This window comes from Vibrio sp. 10N.222.55.C6 (assembly GCF_041473395.1).
Lineage (GTDB): Bacteria > Pseudomonadota > Gammaproteobacteria > Enterobacterales > Vibrionaceae > Vibrio > Vibrio crassostreae_C.
Genome location: NZ_JBFRSD010000002.1, coordinates 280,730 through 295,683, shown reverse-complemented (window position 1 = coordinate 295,683; position 14,954 = coordinate 280,730). Strand labels below are relative to the sequence as shown.

At 44.8% G+C, this 14,954-nt stretch carries 17 protein-coding genes; 1 reads left to right on the top strand and 16 read right to left on the bottom strand.

Features of this window, described 5'->3' with window-relative positions; all coding sequences use genetic code 11:
- The first annotated feature begins 31 nt into the window (after positions 1-31).
- Complete coding sequence (locus AB4486_RS03010; RefSeq protein WP_017062064.1) at positions 32-601, top strand: UPF0149 family protein; 570 nt, start codon at positions 32-34, stop codon at positions 599-601.
- Between the two features lie 75 nt (positions 602-676).
- Here the strand turns inward: AB4486_RS03010 and AB4486_RS03005 are convergent, their stop codons facing one another.
- From AB4486_RS03005 to ruvC, 16 genes are all read right to left on the bottom strand, one after another.
- Entirely contained in the window at positions 677-1,708 is a 1,032-nt protein-coding gene (locus AB4486_RS03005; RefSeq protein ID WP_017063519.1) for a potassium channel family protein, read from the bottom strand.
- A 175-nt stretch (positions 1,709-1,883) separates the two neighbouring features.
- Positions 1,884-2,945 carry a quinolinate synthase NadA gene (nadA, locus tag AB4486_RS03000; RefSeq protein WP_017062067.1) on the bottom strand — a complete coding sequence of 354 codons (1,062 nt, stop codon included), beginning with the start codon at positions 2,943-2,945 and terminating at the stop codon, positions 1,884-1,886.
- Positions 2,946-3,154: 209 nt separating this feature from the next.
- Entirely contained in the window at positions 3,155-3,937 is a 783-nt protein-coding gene (ybgF, locus tag AB4486_RS02995; protein ID WP_017062068.1) for a tol-pal system protein YbgF, read from the bottom strand.
- Between the two features lie 33 nt (positions 3,938-3,970).
- On the bottom strand, positions 3,971-4,513 hold the full coding sequence (pal, locus tag AB4486_RS02990) for a peptidoglycan-associated lipoprotein Pal (protein ID WP_017062069.1): 543 nt from the start codon (positions 4,511-4,513) through the stop codon (positions 3,971-3,973).
- Positions 4,514-4,626: 113 nt separating this feature from the next.
- A complete protein-coding gene (tolB, locus tag AB4486_RS02985; protein ID WP_017062070.1) occupies positions 4,627-5,979 on the bottom strand; it encodes a Tol-Pal system beta propeller repeat protein TolB in 1,353 nt (450 codons plus the stop codon).
- A 12-nt stretch (positions 5,980-5,991) separates the two neighbouring features.
- Positions 5,992-7,059 carry a cell envelope integrity protein TolA gene (gene tolA, locus AB4486_RS02980; protein WP_017062071.1) on the bottom strand — a complete coding sequence of 356 codons (1,068 nt, stop codon included), beginning with the start codon at positions 7,057-7,059 and terminating at the stop codon, positions 5,992-5,994.
- Positions 7,060-7,072: 13 nt separating this feature from the next.
- On the bottom strand, positions 7,073-7,516 hold the full coding sequence (gene tolR / locus AB4486_RS02975; RefSeq protein WP_017062072.1) for a protein TolR: 444 nt from the start codon (positions 7,514-7,516) through the stop codon (positions 7,073-7,075).
- Positions 7,517-7,519: 3 nt separating this feature from the next.
- Positions 7,520-8,203, bottom strand: coding sequence for a protein TolQ (gene tolQ, locus AB4486_RS02970; RefSeq protein WP_017063515.1), 684 nt, complete (start codon positions 8,201-8,203; stop codon positions 7,520-7,522).
- On the bottom strand, positions 8,193-8,630 hold the full coding sequence (gene ybgC, locus AB4486_RS02965; protein ID WP_017062074.1) for a tol-pal system-associated acyl-CoA thioesterase: 438 nt from the start codon (positions 8,628-8,630) through the stop codon (positions 8,193-8,195). The genes tolQ and ybgC overlap by 11 nt, the downstream gene beginning before the upstream one ends.
- Positions 8,631-8,802: 172 nt before the next feature.
- Entirely contained in the window at positions 8,803-9,105 is a 303-nt protein-coding gene (gene ybgE / locus AB4486_RS02960; protein ID WP_017067532.1) for a cyd operon protein YbgE, read from the bottom strand.
- Positions 9,098-9,205 (bottom strand): cytochrome bd-I oxidase subunit CydX, encoded by a 108-nt coding sequence (gene cydX / locus AB4486_RS02955; protein WP_000270284.1) that lies wholly within the window; start codon positions 9,203-9,205, stop codon positions 9,098-9,100. Before cydX ends, ybgE begins: the two co-directional genes overlap by 8 nt.
- A 31-nt stretch (positions 9,206-9,236) precedes the next feature.
- The gene (gene cydB, locus AB4486_RS02950; protein ID WP_372116447.1) at positions 9,237-10,373 is read right to left on the bottom strand and encodes a cytochrome d ubiquinol oxidase subunit II; all 1,137 of its coding nucleotides are present in this window, start codon (positions 10,371-10,373) and stop codon (positions 9,237-9,239) included.
- A 13-nt stretch (positions 10,374-10,386) separates the two neighbouring features.
- Complete coding sequence (gene cydA / locus AB4486_RS02945) at positions 10,387-11,973, bottom strand: cytochrome ubiquinol oxidase subunit I (RefSeq protein ID WP_017062077.1); 1,587 nt, start codon at positions 11,971-11,973, stop codon at positions 10,387-10,389.
- Positions 11,974-12,524: 551 nt separating this feature from the next.
- Positions 12,525-13,541, bottom strand: a complete 1,017-nt coding sequence (ruvB, locus tag AB4486_RS02940) for a Holliday junction branch migration DNA helicase RuvB (RefSeq protein WP_017062078.1) — start codon at positions 13,539-13,541, stop codon at positions 12,525-12,527.
- A 103-nt stretch (positions 13,542-13,644) separates the two neighbouring features.
- Positions 13,645-14,256, bottom strand: a complete 612-nt coding sequence (gene ruvA, locus AB4486_RS02935) for a Holliday junction branch migration protein RuvA (protein ID WP_017062079.1) — start codon at positions 14,254-14,256, stop codon at positions 13,645-13,647.
- A 153-nt stretch (positions 14,257-14,409) separates the two neighbouring features.
- A complete protein-coding gene (gene ruvC, locus AB4486_RS02930) occupies positions 14,410-14,931 on the bottom strand; it encodes a crossover junction endodeoxyribonuclease RuvC (protein ID WP_008219936.1) in 522 nt (173 codons plus the stop codon).
- Between the last annotated feature and the right edge of the window lie 23 nt (positions 14,932-14,954).

The window sequence follows — 14,954 nt, the reverse complement described above, 5'->3', positions numbered from 1 at the left end:
GCAAATATGTTCCCTTTTACGGTACCTCACTTTGACTTTACAAGATATTCTTGCGCTTCCAGAGTTGGAAGGAAAGCTAATCACAGAACACAAAACAATGGGCTTTGTCACTGCAATGGCAGCGGCACCGAATGTGTTAACCCCGCATGAGTGGCTACCGTTCTTATGGGGTGGCGAAGAAGTCGCACCTTTTACGGATGGTGAACAGCTAGAAAGCTACATTGAAGTTATCATCGAGCTTTGGAATAAAACCCGCCCAGAACTGATTGAAGGGACTTGGGTTTGGCCTGAAGCTTGTCAATTAGACGACGAAGAAGTGGTGAACACTGCCGCTCGTGATTTTTGTGAAGGCTTGCTTCAAGGCTGGCAGATTGCTCGCGACGATTGGGAAACACTAATGCCTGAAGAGAGCGAAGATAACGCACTCGTTGGCGGTGTCCTGCTGTCACTGAGCATGCTTTACGATCCAGAAACGTCAATTGCTACGCTTGCAGAGCAAGGCATCGAAGGCCTAGAGCAGTTCGAAGAGATCTTTAACGCTGTTCCTGTGATGCTTTGCGGACTAACGCAGCGTGGCATTGCACTGGCTGAAGCTCAATAACAGTTAGCTTTATACAAGCCAAAAGGCCTCATTATGAGGCCTTTTTTAGTTTTCAGACGAAATAAAATAGTCGCTTTAGAAGCCTTTCCAATCGAAGTCATCAATTCGCTCATCAGCAATATAAAACAGCTTAGTGCCACTGCTGACCACTTGATCTAACTCTGGGTTGAGTTCAATACCGCTCCCCGTATCAATGGCGATCAGAGTTGCTTGATACTTCTCTTTAAACACTGAGAAAATAGGCGCGACGGTGACAGACTCAGCGTCTTCAGGGAAATACGTTGAATACTGTGTCATGCCTCTTGTTGAGCTCAATAATTCTTGGTGAAGCGCACTGGAACCTGGGTCTACCGCAGCCTTTGCTAGCATCTCAGCACCCACCGCTGGAATACATTCTGAGTTAGGGCAATGCTTGTGTAACAAATCGCTCAGCGCTTCATCTTTAAAGTAAACAAGAAGGTGCGCTTTAGGGTTTCGGTTGGCACAGTAAAGCGCCGCAGATAACGTAATGTCGTCTTCTGGGTTATCAATCAGGATGCAACTTGCAGACTCAATGCCCGTTTTCTCCATCTCTTTGCCATCGGTGTAGCTGTTTACTTTGACGAAATTGATTTCACCGGGTAACGGGTTCTCGATATCTGAACGCGTACATAGCACGATTGGTCGTTTACCCGTTTCTTCGTGTTGTAGCATGCGGATGAGATGAATGGTTCTTTGCTCATTCCACCCCAACATCAAAATGTGGTTGTCCACTCTAACTCTCCTTTTTCCTAGCAAGCCCGCTCGCCAATATTCAACACCTTCTGTCGCCACTTTACCGAGCAACGCGGCAAAAAGGCTCAACCCGCCTGGAATCACAAATAGAATAACGATCCACTGCCCCGCTACCGTGGTCGGTGATAAATCACCATAACCAACCGTAGAAGCCGTCACCACCAAGTAGTAAGCGAATACGGTAACCGAACTGGTTAAATCTGTTTCACCCGCCAAATACAGCATCGACCACGATAAAGCGATGTAGCCAAGAAAAGTGAACAGTAAGTTTTTGCCATTCAAAACAAAGATGTTTGCTTTGATCCAGCGTTTGAGTTGTAACCAGATTATCATTCGAGCCTCTAATCTTTTCCTCTTACTTACATGCTAGAAAAAATACGCGATATCAACAAGATGTATCATCAGAAAAAGATACATGACCACAAGATTGATATTGGCGGCCTATACGCAGATACAAAAAAACCAGCACTATTGGCTGGTTTTTTTATTGGTTAGATAAAAGAACGACTTACGCGTTACCTTTTACCTGCACATTTAACTGCTCTGCAAAATCTAGCATGCGGTTCAATGGAATAAGAGACTTCACGCGTAATTCGTCAGAAACGAAGATTTCGTGTTGCTCACCACCATTCTCAAGCGCGTTTTCAATCGCTTCAAGGCCGTTCATTGCCATCCAAGGACAGTGTGCGCAGCTACGACACGTTGCACCAGCACCCGCTGTCGGCGCTTCAATCAGCTCTTTTTCAGGAACCAATTGCTGCATCTTGAAGAAGATGCCTTTGTCTGTCGCAACAATCATCTGTGGATGAGGCAGCTCTTTTGCTTTCTTGATCAGTTGGCTTGTTGAGCCTACAGCGTCAGCCAGTTCAACCACGCTTGCTGGTGATTCTGGGTGAACCAAGATAGCCGCTTCTGGGTATACCGATTTCATTTTCTTCAAAGCATCAGCTGAGAACTCATCATGAACGATACACTCACCTTGCCAAAGCAACATGTCAGCGCCAGTTTGATTTGCGATGTAAGAACCTAGGTGACGGTCTGGCCCCCAAATAATGGGTTTGCCTTCAGCGTCTAGGCTTTCAACGATTTCTAAAGCGATGCTCGACGTAACTACCCAGTCTGCACGAGCTTTAACAGCTGCAGAGGTGTTCGCGTATACAACCACAGTGTGGTCAGGGTGAGCATCACAAAATTCTGTAAATTTGTCAGCTGGACAGCCAAGATCAAGCGAACATTCAGCTTCAAGTGTTGGCATTAAAATGCGTTTTTCAGGAGTAAGAATCTTTGCAGACTCACCCATGAAACGAACACCAGCGATGATCAAAGTGCTTGCTGAGTGACGGTTACCGAACTTAGCCATCTCTAATGAATCGCCAACGAAACCACCAGTTTCTTCTGCCAGAGCCTGAATTTCAGGATCGGTGTAGTAGTGTGCAATTAGAACTGCATCTTTTTCTTGAAGTAGTTTTTTGATGTTTGCGATGTGGGCCTGTTTCTGAGCGTCGCTCAATGGAACTGGCTTAGGCGGAAACGGGTAAACTGTATCGATTTTATCTAGTATATGACTCATTGCTCTTGCTCTACGCAACTTCTTCCGAGAATCCGAGTATTCTACACAGGACAGCGATTGGGATCAAAAAGGATTGGTTGCAAGCGGTGACTAGCTAATGCTTAAAACGCATAAACAAGGCGATGTGTTGTCATCACTAGCAAGAGAAGTAAACACTAAACGGAAGTGAACAGGTATAAAAAAGAGGCGCCTAAGCACCCCTATTTTGGTTATAAGTGGGTTTTGGCCACTTTAGCCGAAGCACTGTTTGGGTGCTCGGTTACGACTTGTTGGTAATATTTCTTAGCTTGCGTCGCGTTGTTGTTGCGCGCTGCTATGTCACCAAGCTTAACCAGTGCATCTGCTCGCTTGTTTGAGTCTTTGTACGACACAACAGCAGCGAAGCTCTTCACGGCTTCTTTATCTTGCTTCTTAGCGAAATAAAGCTGACCTAACCAGTAATGTGAGTTAGGTGTGAAGGTAGAATCTGGGAAGTCTTTTTGAAACTTTTGGAATGCAGCGATAGCACCCGTGTAGTCTCGTTGCTTTAGAATCATATCTACAGCATTTTGATAAGCAGTTTGCTCATCCACATCAGTACTGAACGTACCAGAAGCGTCTTTAGAGCCTTCGCTCGCCGCCACTGCTACCGTTGCTGTTCCTGCTGCTTTCACCTCGCCTCTTACGCGATCCAGTTCAATGAACAGTTCACGCTGACGCTCTAGCATTTGCTTCATATCGTAGCTGTTTCGTTCCAGATCACCACGAAGTTCACTGATCTCCAGTGCCATGTCGTCGATTTGCTGTTGCATTTGAAGCTGAACGAGATTGCGATTTTGAAGCAGGCGCTCTAAACGCTCAATATCTGATTCGTTAGATGCTGATCGAGAGGAAGATGATGAATTGGTTGCGGTGCTATTGAGATCGGATACTGGAGCTGGTGCAGCGAACGCGGTGTTCGCTGCACTTGCCAGTAACGAAAGCAAAATGACTCGCTTTGTGTTACTGAACATGAGGCAATTCCTCAATTATATAGTCTACTAAAATTAGTAAACTAGTACTGCGCGACGGTTTTTAGCGTACACATCTTCAGATTGACCTAGAAGAAGTGGCTTCTCTTCACCGTAGCTTACGATAGAGATTTGGTCAGCTTGAACACCTAGAGCTTGTAGGTATTTCGCTACAGCTTGTGCACGACGCTCGCCAAGTGCGATGTTGTACTCAGGAGTACCGCGCTCATCAGCGTGACCTTCGATAGTAACGTTCATGTCAACGTTCTTAACTAGGTATGCTGCGTGAGCTGCTAGCATTTCTTCGTAATCGCCAGCGATAGTAGAGTTATCGAATGCGAAGTAGATTGTTTGAGTTTCACGTAGCGCTTGCTCTTTAAGCTCTTGCTCAGACAGTTGACCGTTAGCGTCAATTGGCGTTACAACAGTTGTGTCTACATTGCCTTCTGAACCTGAAGTTGTTTGGTTGCTTTCAGTACCAGATGTTGCAGATGTTGCTTCATCAGTTGAGCTACATGCCGTTACTGCCATCACTGGTAGTGCAATCATCAAGCCTTTAAGAACTTTGTTAAGTTGCATCTTTTTTTCCTTACGTTATCAAACTTAGTTTCTACAGCGACTAAGAGTGCTATAGATAGTTAAATGCCACAATAGTTAACACTATCAATAGCTAAAAGAATATGTAATTTTCCCTAGAGGAACGGTGACCATGCAGGCGCTCTTACGCGTCCGTTAGTTGCCGGTAATCTAGCTTTAAAACGTCCATCGATAGAAACCATCGATAGTACATTTGTTTTGTTGTAAATAGAGCTATAGATAACCATACCTCCATTCGGTGCAATACTTGGAGACTCATCTAACAATGTTTTTGTTAGTACCTGAACCGCACCGGTTTCCAAATCTTGCTTAGCCAAGTTAAAACCTGAGTTGCTGCGATTCACCATGATCATGAATCGACCATCAGGAGTGATCTGGCCACCTAAGTTTTGGCTACCTTGCCAAGTAATACGAGAAGTCGAATTATTGGACAAATTTACATTATAAATCTGTGGTTTACCACCACGATCCGATGTGAAAATAAGAGACTTGCCATCTGGGTGCCAGAATGGTTCAGTATTATTCGAACGGCCGCGGGTAATTTGAGTCAGCTTACGGCTAGCAAGGTCAAGTGTGTACACCTGAAGGCTGCCCGTTTTCGACAATACCAATGCCAATGTTTTACCATCTGGCGAGAATCTTGGCGCACCATTGTGACGAGGGTATGACGTCACTTTCTCACGTTCACCCGTGTAAATATTCATGATGAATATTTCAGCTTGGCCATTCTGGAAGCTCACATAAGCTAGCTTTTTGCCGTCTGGTGACCATGCTGGAGACATGAGAGGCTGCTTAGAACGAAGTACTAAACGCTCGTTAAAGCCATCGTAGTCAGCAACACGAAGTTGATACGGGTACTTGTCTTTATCGTTCACTACCACGTAAGAGATACGAGTTAAGAACGCGCCTTTCTCACCAGTTAGCTCTTCATACACTAGGTCTGAGATACGGTGTGCGTACTCTCTCAAGCGATTACCAGGAACCGTAGCCTTCTTATTGAATAGAACGTGATCTTTAGAAAGCACTAATTGGCCTTCATCACTCAGCGCACGACTTTGTCCTTTGGTCAGTTGACCACGAACAATGTCGATCAATTGGTAATTCACCACATACTGCCCTTCGGCATTTTTAGTGATACTACCGGTAAGCAATGAGTCAACACCTAGGTTAGTCCAAGCATCAAAGTTAACCTCAGTTTCGCTGTAAGGCGTTTGAGGCATTTTGCTTGTCGCAACTGGGCTGAATTTACCACTGCGCTGTAAGTCAGAAGCGATAACCGCTGATACATCGTGTGGCAATGGCTCTGAGCCTTCCCAACGGAAAGGTACAATAGCGATAGGTCTTGCAGAGTTAATACCGTCTGTAATAACCAGCTCCAGCGCTGCATGTGCAAACTGGCTGCTTGTAGCTATTAAGAAAACAAAACTCAGTAATAGTTTCTTTAACACAAGTTCGTCCTTTTACTCTGGTGATACAGTTAAGTTAATGTCTTTCAGTGAGTTCACAATGTCTGGGTCTTTAGGCAACGGGTAAGATTGTACTTGTGCCACCGCACGCTTGGTTGCTGCACATAAACGGCTATCGCCATCTAAGATACTCAAACTACCCAATATCGCGTTAGAGCCCGTTGGAATCAGCTTAAGGTTCACTCGACATGAGCGTCCTCGATAGCTGTCTTCTAACAACAGGTTCTGTTGAATCAGTTGGGTATAGATAGCCCCGTAACGTTGCGCTTCATCAGTGATAAATTGTTGTCTTGCTGAAGAGTTTTGAGTCGCTTCCGTTTCAAGCCCAGCAAAGATATCGTTCAATGCGGCTTCTTGTTGTTTACGCTCTTTTTCTGCTTTTGCAGCAGCTTCTTTTGCCTTACGGGCTTTCTCTGCTGCGGCTGCCGCTTCTTTCTCTTTCGCTATGCGTTGCTTTTCCGCGAGTTCAGCGGCTTCTTTCTCTTTACGAGCTTTGTCTGCTGCCTCTTTCGCTGCTTTTTCTTTTGCCACGCGTTCTTGTTCAGCTTTTGCGATTGCCGCTTCTTTGGCTTTACGCTCGTTCTCGGCTTTCACTAACGCAGCTTCTTTTAGCTTACGGTCAGCTTCGGCTTTAGCGGCTTTCTTTTGCTCTTGCTGTAAACGCGCTTCTTCAGCTTTGCGTTGTTTCTCTTTCTCAACTCGACGCTTTTCAGCTTCACGAGTTGCTTTAGCTTCTTTCGCTTGCTGTTCTTTTAGCTTGCGAATATTTTCTTCTTCAGCTTTACGATTCTTTTCAAGTCGTTCGCTTTCACGTCTTAGTTTGTCAAGACGCTCTTGCTCTTTCTTGCTTGCCGCTTCTCTTTGTTGACGAATCTGTTGAGCTTGCTGGCGAACCAACTGAGGATCAATCACCACTGCTTGAACCATCTGCCCTGTAGGCTTTGGCTCTGACATCGTGAAATCCGCCCCCCAAATGAGCGCAACGAATAAAATGACGTGCAGCCCAAGAGAAATAAGAAGCGGTGATCTGAAATTATTGGATTTTTTATTATTCGCTTTCATGAATGCTACGGAGCTATTCCCTTATATCCGTTAAAAGGCCAACCTTTGGCACACCTGCACGGCTTAATTCATCAAGTAATAAAACCACTTCAGCGTATGGCGTTGCGGCATCACCGCCAACCGCCACTGGAGAATTCGGCTTCAAAGACAACTCAGCTTTTACTCGGACGATAATATCTTCCATGGATAAGCCACGTTGTACTTCTTCGTCATTCACGCTCAAACCAAGCTCACCGTCTTTGTTCACTTCAACGATAATAAAGCTCGCGTTGTCGTCACCCAGTAGGTCTTGTGCCGATTTAGCCGTTGAAGCCTGAGGCAATTCAACGTCGACACCTTGAGTAACAAACGGCGAAGTCACCATAAAAATGATCAGCAAAACAAGCATAACGTCGATGTAAGGTACAACGTTAATCTCTGCTGTCATTTTGCGTTTTTTAGGTTGGTATCCAGCCATCTATTATTCCCTGCCAGCCATCGCTTGACGGTGAAGAATACTGTGAAACTCTTCAGAGAAAGTCGCGTAGTTGTGTTCTAGCTTGCCTACTCGGCTGCTGAAGCGGTTGTACGCCATTACCGCTGGAATCGCAGCGAATAGACCCATTGCTGTTGCGATCAGTGCTTCTGCAATACCAGGAGCAACCATTGCGAGCGTCGCTTGCTTCACTTCACCTAATGCGATGAATGAGTGCATGATGCCCCAAACCGTACCAAATAGGCCGATGTATGGGCTGATAGAGCCAACGGTCGCCAAGAAAGGTAAGTTAGTTTCTAGTTCATCAATCTCACGAGCAACGGCAACGCGCATCGCACGGCCAGTGCCTTCCATAATGAAGTCAGGTGATGTTGCATTCGATTTACGAAGGCGAGCGAACTCAGTAAAGCCTGCGTAGAAAATTTCTTCAGTACCAGAAAGCTCGTCTTTGCGTTTGTTGCTCTCTTGGTACAGTTTTGCAAGATCAACGCCTGACCAAAATTTGTCTTCAAACACTTCTGTTTGTTTAGAAGCTTGAGATAACACTTTACTTCTTTTTATGATCATCGCCCAAGAAACAACAGACATGCCCATAAGAGTCAGCATGACCATCTTAACTAGTAAACTAGCTTCTAAAATTAGGCCTAAGATTGAGATTTCAGCAGTCACTATTCGTTAGCTCCGTGAGAATAAATGTTGGCATTGCTTTGGGTTTCATTTTTTGATTATCGATACATGCTACCTTAACCATTGCTTTACACAATGCCTTGCCATCAGGATTTACGATCTCTTGACAGAAGACCAAGGTAGCTCGTTTCAACTCGTAAATATTTGTAATGACTTGTAAAGAATCATCAAGACGCGCGCCTTGAATAAAATCAATGTCCATATGTCGGACTACAAAACCGATGTTTTGTTCTAACAATACTTGCTGAGAAACGCCAATTGAGCGCAACATCTCAGTTCGAGCGCGTTCGAAAAACTTAAGATAGTTTGAATGGTATACAACGCCACCCGCATCGGTGTCTTCGTAATACACAGTCACTGGCCACGTAAATAGCTTAGATAATCCCTGCAATTTGCTACCACAATCCAAAACGATAAAGATCTCACTATAACCTAACTCCTTATCATTAATAGTATATCGCTGTGAATTTTTTGATTTGAGAGACGAAAAAAAAGGCCATCTGTATAAGATGACCTCTTTTTGGCTAAAAACCCAACAAGTATAAAGGCTCACGTTGTTATGAACCTAAATCCTTTGCCTTTTATAGAAGGCGCAGCGTCGTTAGGTAGAGCAAAATTGTGAGTGAAACATATGGGCTAAACAGTAGCTGCCACATCCAAGCTCTTGGCTTAAATCCGATACCGTAAACCATGCTTGAGCATACTGCCCAAATGAACATTGGCCCGATGATCGCGTTAAAGCCACCGATGCTTGTCGCATACGCTTCAGGATCCCACATCACTAAACCCACATGCATGAAACCCAATACTAGGGATAAGGCTCTAAGCAGAGTCTTATCCATTGGTTGATGCAGCTTAGCGATTTGCTCTGCGAGATTACTCACTGTCTTTGTCCATCATTTCTGAATGCTCTAGCCATAGAGCATTGATGATGCCGAATGCACATGCTAGAAGTACACCCAAAATCCATGCGAAATACCACATAAAATTTCTCCTAAGTTATTTAACTTCTAGCTTAGTAAGCTGAAACGTCGTTATCTTCGATGTGTTTCTTATCTAGACGACCGAACATTTTGTAGTATGTCCAAGTTGTGTAGCCAAGAATCACAGGAACCATTACCGCCGCAACAGCAGTCATTAGGCCAAGAGTTAGCTCACTTGCCGTAGAATCCCACATAGTCAAACTATGGTTAGGGTTCAGGCTTGATGGCATTACGAATGGGAACATTGCAAAACCAGCAGTCAAAATAACACCAGCATTAGATAGACTCGAGAACAAGAATGCGAAGCCACCGCGTTCAAGGCGAGATGCAATCACAGCAAGTAGTGGCATTGCTACACCAAGAATCGGTGCTGCCCACATTGCAGGGTACGTTTCGAAGTTTGTCATCCAAGCACCCACTTGAAGTGATACTTCTTTGTTTAGTGGGTTTGAGTCAGCAAACGTATCGATAGTGCTCGTAATTACATAGCCTTCGATAGATTGAACCCAGAAACCACCAATAACGAATAGAGCAATAGCAATTAGGCCAGTGATCTGAGCAACGTTACGAGCACGAGCGTGCAGCGCTTCTGTTGTCTTCATTTGAAGCCATGTTGCACCTTGCATCACGAACAACATCAGAGCCAACACACCACAAAGCAATGCAAATGGGTTAAGCAGAGCGAAGAACGTACCATGGTACTTAGACATCATAAATTCGTTCAGTTCAAATGGAACACCTTGTAGTAGGTTACCAAATGCCACACCGAAAATGATTGGTGGTACTGCGCCACTAAAGCAAAGTGCGTAGTCCCAAGTTTTGCGCCATTTTGGATCTTCGATCTTTGAACGGTAGTCAAGAGCAAGTGGACGTAACCAAAGTGCAGCTAGCGTTACGTACATTGCGAAGTAAAAACCAGAGAAAGACGTCGCGTAAACCAGTGGCCATGCAGCAAACAATGCACCACCCGCAGTGATAAGCCAAACTTGGTTACCATCCCAGTGAGGGGCAATCGTGTTTAGCATAATACGACGTTCAGTGTCGCTCTTACCGATAACAGGTGACAGAGCGGCAACACCCATATCAAAGCCATCAGTTACGGCGAAACCAACCAGTAGAACACCGATCAATACCCACCAAATAAGTCGTAAGCTTTCGTAATCAAACATAATATTCCCTCACTTATACTTCAACTGAACGGCTAACTTTGTCTTCAACAGAGTTATCGTTTTGTTCGAAGTGGTAACGGCCTGTCTTCAAGCTACTTGGACCTTTACGTGCGAATTTCAGCATTAGGTAAACTTCAGCAATCAAGAACACTGTGTAAAGTGCCAGGATAGCGAATAGAGAAGTCCAAAGCTGTTCAATAGTCAGTGCTGATGCAGCAACGTTAACCGGTAGGATTTCACCAACCGCCCATGGTTGACGACCAAACTCAGCAACGAACCAACCTGCTTCAATCGCAATCCAAGGAAGTGGGATTGAGAATAGCGCAGCTTTAAGTACCCATGGTTTCTGTTCGATTTTCTGACGACACGTTTGAACAAACGCAGCACCGAATACAAACAGCATGATGAAGCCACAAGCAACCATCAGACGGAATGACCAGAATAGAGGCCAAACTGTTGGGATAGAATCATCCGCAGCCATTTGGATTTGGTCTTCAGTTGCATCAACAACGTCGTCTGTGTAGCGCTTAAGAAGCAAGCCGTAACCTAGGTCACCTTTCACTTCGTCGAACGCAGCCATGTTTTCTTCAGACTTATCGCCTGCACGTAGCTTTTCAAGCAGCTCGTACGCGTACATACCAGTACGGATACGATCAACGTGGTCATCACGTAGGTCACGTAGGCCCGTTACTTCAGTATCAAGCGAACGCGTTGCGATGATACCCATTACGTAAGGAATTTTAATTGCGTAGTCAGTATTCATTGTCTCTTGGTTTGGAATACCAAAAACAGTAAATGCGGCTGGTGCTTCTTCAGTGTGCCATTCCGCTTCTACAGCAGCGAGCTTCACTTTTTGAACTTCACCAAGCTCGTAACCAGATTCATCACCTAGTACGATTACTGACAAGATCGCCGCCATACCGAAAGACGCTGCAATCGCGAAAGAGCGACGAGCAAAGGCAAGGTCACGACCTTTAAGAATGTAGTATGAGCTGATACCAAGGATGAACATTGCACCCGTTGTGTAACCAGACGCTACTGTGTGTACGAATTTAACTTGTGCTACTGGGTTTAGTACAACTTCAGCGAAGCTCACCATTTCCATACGCATAGTTTCAAAGTTAAATTCCGCACCCACTGGGTTTTGCATCCAGCCGTTTGCTACCAAGATCCAAAGCGCAGAGAAGTTAGAGCCAAGTGCTACTAACCAAGTTACCGCTAAGTGCTGACGCTTTGACAGTCTGTCCCAACCGAAGAAGAATAGGCCAACAAAAGTAGACTCTAGGAAGAATGCAACAAGCGCTTCGATAGCTAGCGGAGCACCAAAAATGTCGCCAACATAGTGAGAATAGTAAGACCAGTTAGTACCAAACTGGAACTCCATGGTTAAGCCTGTCGCTACACCAAGAGCAAAGTTAATACCAAACAATTTACCCCAGAACTTGGTCATGTCCTTGTAAATTTGCTTGCCAGTCATTACATAAACTGACTCCATAATGGCAAGTAGAAATGCCATACCTAAAGTCAGTGGAACAAATAGGAAGTGATACATCGCTGTAAATGCAAACTGCAATCGCGACAGATCAACAACATCAATCATGGTAACTCCTTTGTGTCGGCTGAATGACACTTGTGTGATTATTCACCGCAAAAATCCATGTTAAAACAATTTATGCAATTGTTATTACAAATTGAAATTTGTAGCAAAAACGTACCGTTATAGTTAGATTATTGTTAAGCATGAGCTAATATAGCTGGCGCTAATATTACTGGTAAAATCAGTATGTTTCAAAAGGTTTATGGGAGAACCCTGCGTTGATTTGTATCAAATTTATTCGAGCAAATTAGAGTTATTTTTGTACACTTATGATTAAAATCACACCAATTATGCTTGTCTTAATAACAGCGCATGATATCTGTGACAAATGCTCAGCACCGCCTCAACATCCTAATTACAACTACCTATAAAGTATTAACAAAAATATGACAACTTATTTCATTTCCTGTTATCTAAATCAAACCTGAAATCAAAGTTTCCATTTTTGAAGCTCCCTTTTCGATCTTTTTATCGACTCGCTCAAAGAGTTGTTATTCAGTAAAAAGCAAAAAAACCCAGCGCTTATGCAACTGGGATCTTTAAAAATGAATAATTTAACGATTGGAGGGTTTATCTATTCCAAAGTGTAAATACGCTCTGTCGGTCGCGATTCGACCTCTTGGCGTCCTTTGTAGGTAACCTTGTTGAATCAAGTAAGGTTCTAACACATCTTCAATAGTGTCTCTCTCTTCACCAATCGCGGCAGCCATGTTGTCGATACCTACCGGACCACCACCAAACTTCTCCATAATCGCCAGCAGAAGCTTTCTATCCATGTAGTCGAAACCTTTAGCATCGACATCCAACATGTTTAGCGCTTTGTCAGCAACCTCCGGACAAATATGCCCGTCGCCTTTTACTTCCGCATAATCACGAACACGGCGCAGTAGACGGTTAGCAATACGTGGCGTACCACGAGCTCGGCGAGCAACTTCTAGCGCCCCTTCGGACTCCATAGAAAGACCAAGGCAATCTGCACTGCGCTGAACGATGTTTTGTAGATCTTCAACCTTGTAGTACTCAAGACGCTGAGTAATACCAAAACGGTCACGTAACGGCGATGTCAGTGAGCCAGCACGAGTGGTTGCGCCAATCAAAGTAAAAGGAGGAAGGTCAATCTTGATAGAGCGTGCCGCTGGGCCTTCACCAATCATGATATCTAATTGGTAGTCTTCCATTGCAGGGTACAACACCTCTTCAACCACAGGGCTTAAACGGTGAATCTCATCAATGAACAGGACATCATTTTCTTCGAGATTGGTCAGTAACGCCGCTAGGTCGCCTGCTTTTTCTAGAACAGGGCCTGAAGTCGTACGAATGTTGACATCCATCTCATTGGCAACAATGTTCGCCAACGTGGTTTTACCCAAGCCTGGAGGGCCAAATATCAACAGATGGTCGAGCGCCTCGTTACGCAGTTGTGCCGCTTTGATGAAAATCTCCATCTGGCCACGAACGTGATCCTGACCTTGATAGTCAGCCAGTGCTTTAGGGCGTATTGCACGATCAATGACATCTTCATCTTTGAATACTGGGTTATCCGGTGCAATAAGGCGATCGGCTTCAATCATAAATTCTGCTATTCCTAACTATGCTCTTGTTGACTCTGCGCTTCTTGACTCTGTGTAAAGGCAAAGTGAATGAGTCTATTTTGTCGAACAAGTATATTGGGTATTAAACCATCGATTTCAGAGCTTCGCGAATCAACTGTTCGCTGGTCATGCCATCTTTAGCCACTTGAGAAACCACCTTGGAAGCTTGAGTCGGCTTGTAGCCTAATGCAAGTAGCGCACTTACCGCTTCTTCTTCCGCGTCGTGAACGGTTGGCATAGAATCAATCGGAGCTGCATCTGTCGCTGGAGTAAACAAGTCACCCGCGCCCCACCCTTTCAGGCGGTCTTTCATTTCAACAACCAGACGTTCAGCGGTTTTCTTACCCACACCCGGAAGTTTAACCAGCGTCGAGATGTCTTCACGTTCAACACTTTGAACAAACTGGCTAGCCGTCATGCCTGAAAGAATGCCAAGGCCTAGCTTAGGGCCCACACCGTTCGCTTTGATCACTTCACGGAACAGCGCACGCTCTTTAACCGTGTTAAAACCATAAAGTAGCTGCGCATCTTCACGTACAACAAAGTGCGTGTAGATGATTGCCTCTTCGCCCACGTTTGGTAATTCGTAAAAACAGCTCATTGGCATTTGAACTTCATAGCCAACGCCACTCACTTCGATTAGTAATTCTGGTGGCTGTTTTTCTATTAATGTACCGCGTAGACGTCCGATCACAATTCACTCTCTTGATGGAATATAATTTGAGGGACAGAATATAAAAGAACTGGATGCTTATCCAGTTCTTTGTGTTTATTAGGATGATTTATTTAAGCTTGCTTAGCTTAAGAAACCGAATGATTCTGGCTTCAGAAACGCCATAGCCTATGGTTATCGGTAACGCCCTTTTCTTGCTCCTGTTGCTTTACCCGCAAGCGCTATCAAAGTTTTATTGGTGTTGGCGTGAGTGATCGCTACGCCTAGAGCATCGGCAGCATCGGCCTGTGGTTTAGCGGGTAACTTAAGCATGCTCATCACCATGTTCTGAACCATCGACTTATCTGCACCACCATTGCCTGTCACCGCTTGTTTGATTAGACGAGCCGCATATTCATGAACGGGGAGATCAGCATTTACCGCTGCCACTATCGCACTGCCACGCGCTTGTCCCAGCTTAAGTGCAGAATCCGCATTCTTCGCCATGAAGACCTGCTCTATCGCAAACACATCCGGTTGGAACTGAGTAATGATTTCGCTCACACCTGCATAGATCTGCTTGAGGCGACCCGGTAACTCTTTTTCTGAGGTGCGAATGCAACCACTCCCTAAGTAATATAGGTGGCGGCCATTTTGACGAATAACACCGTAACCGGTAATGCGTGAGCCAGGGTCAATCCCTAATATAATAGACATAACTTCAAATACTGATTATTTAT

Coding starts and splice junctions, on each gene's coding strand:
- cydX (WP_000270284.1), bottom strand. CDS start 9,205: ATGTGGTATTTCGCATGGATTTTGGGTGTACTTCTAGCATGTGCATTC.
- ybgF (WP_017062068.1), bottom strand. CDS start 3,937: ATGTTCAGTAACACAAAGCGAGTCATTTTGCTTTCGTTACTGGCAAGT.
- pal (WP_017062069.1), bottom strand. CDS start 4,513: ATGCAACTTAACAAAGTTCTTAAAGGCTTGATGATTGCACTACCAGTG.
- cydA (WP_017062077.1), bottom strand. CDS start 11,973: ATGATTGATGTTGTTGATCTGTCGCGATTGCAGTTTGCATTTACAGCG.
- tolA (WP_017062071.1), bottom strand. CDS start 7,059: ATGAAAGCGAATAATAAAAAATCCAATAATTTCAGATCACCGCTTCTT.
- ruvC (WP_008219936.1), bottom strand. CDS start 14,931: ATGTCTATTATATTAGGGATTGACCCTGGCTCACGCATTACCGGTTAC.
- ruvB (WP_017062078.1), bottom strand. CDS start 13,541: ATGATTGAAGCCGATCGCCTTATTGCACCGGATAACCCAGTATTCAAA.
- AB4486_RS03005 (WP_017063519.1), bottom strand. CDS start 1,708: ATGATAATCTGGTTACAACTCAAACGCTGGATCAAAGCAAACATCTTT.
- cydB (WP_372116447.1), bottom strand. CDS start 10,373: ATGTTTGATTACGAAAGCTTACGACTTATTTGGTGGGTATTGATCGGT.
- tolR (WP_017062072.1), bottom strand. CDS start 7,516: ATGGCTGGATACCAACCTAAAAAACGCAAAATGACAGCAGAGATTAAC.
- nadA (WP_017062067.1), bottom strand. CDS start 2,945: ATGAGTCATATACTAGATAAAATCGATACAGTTTACCCGTTTCCGCCT.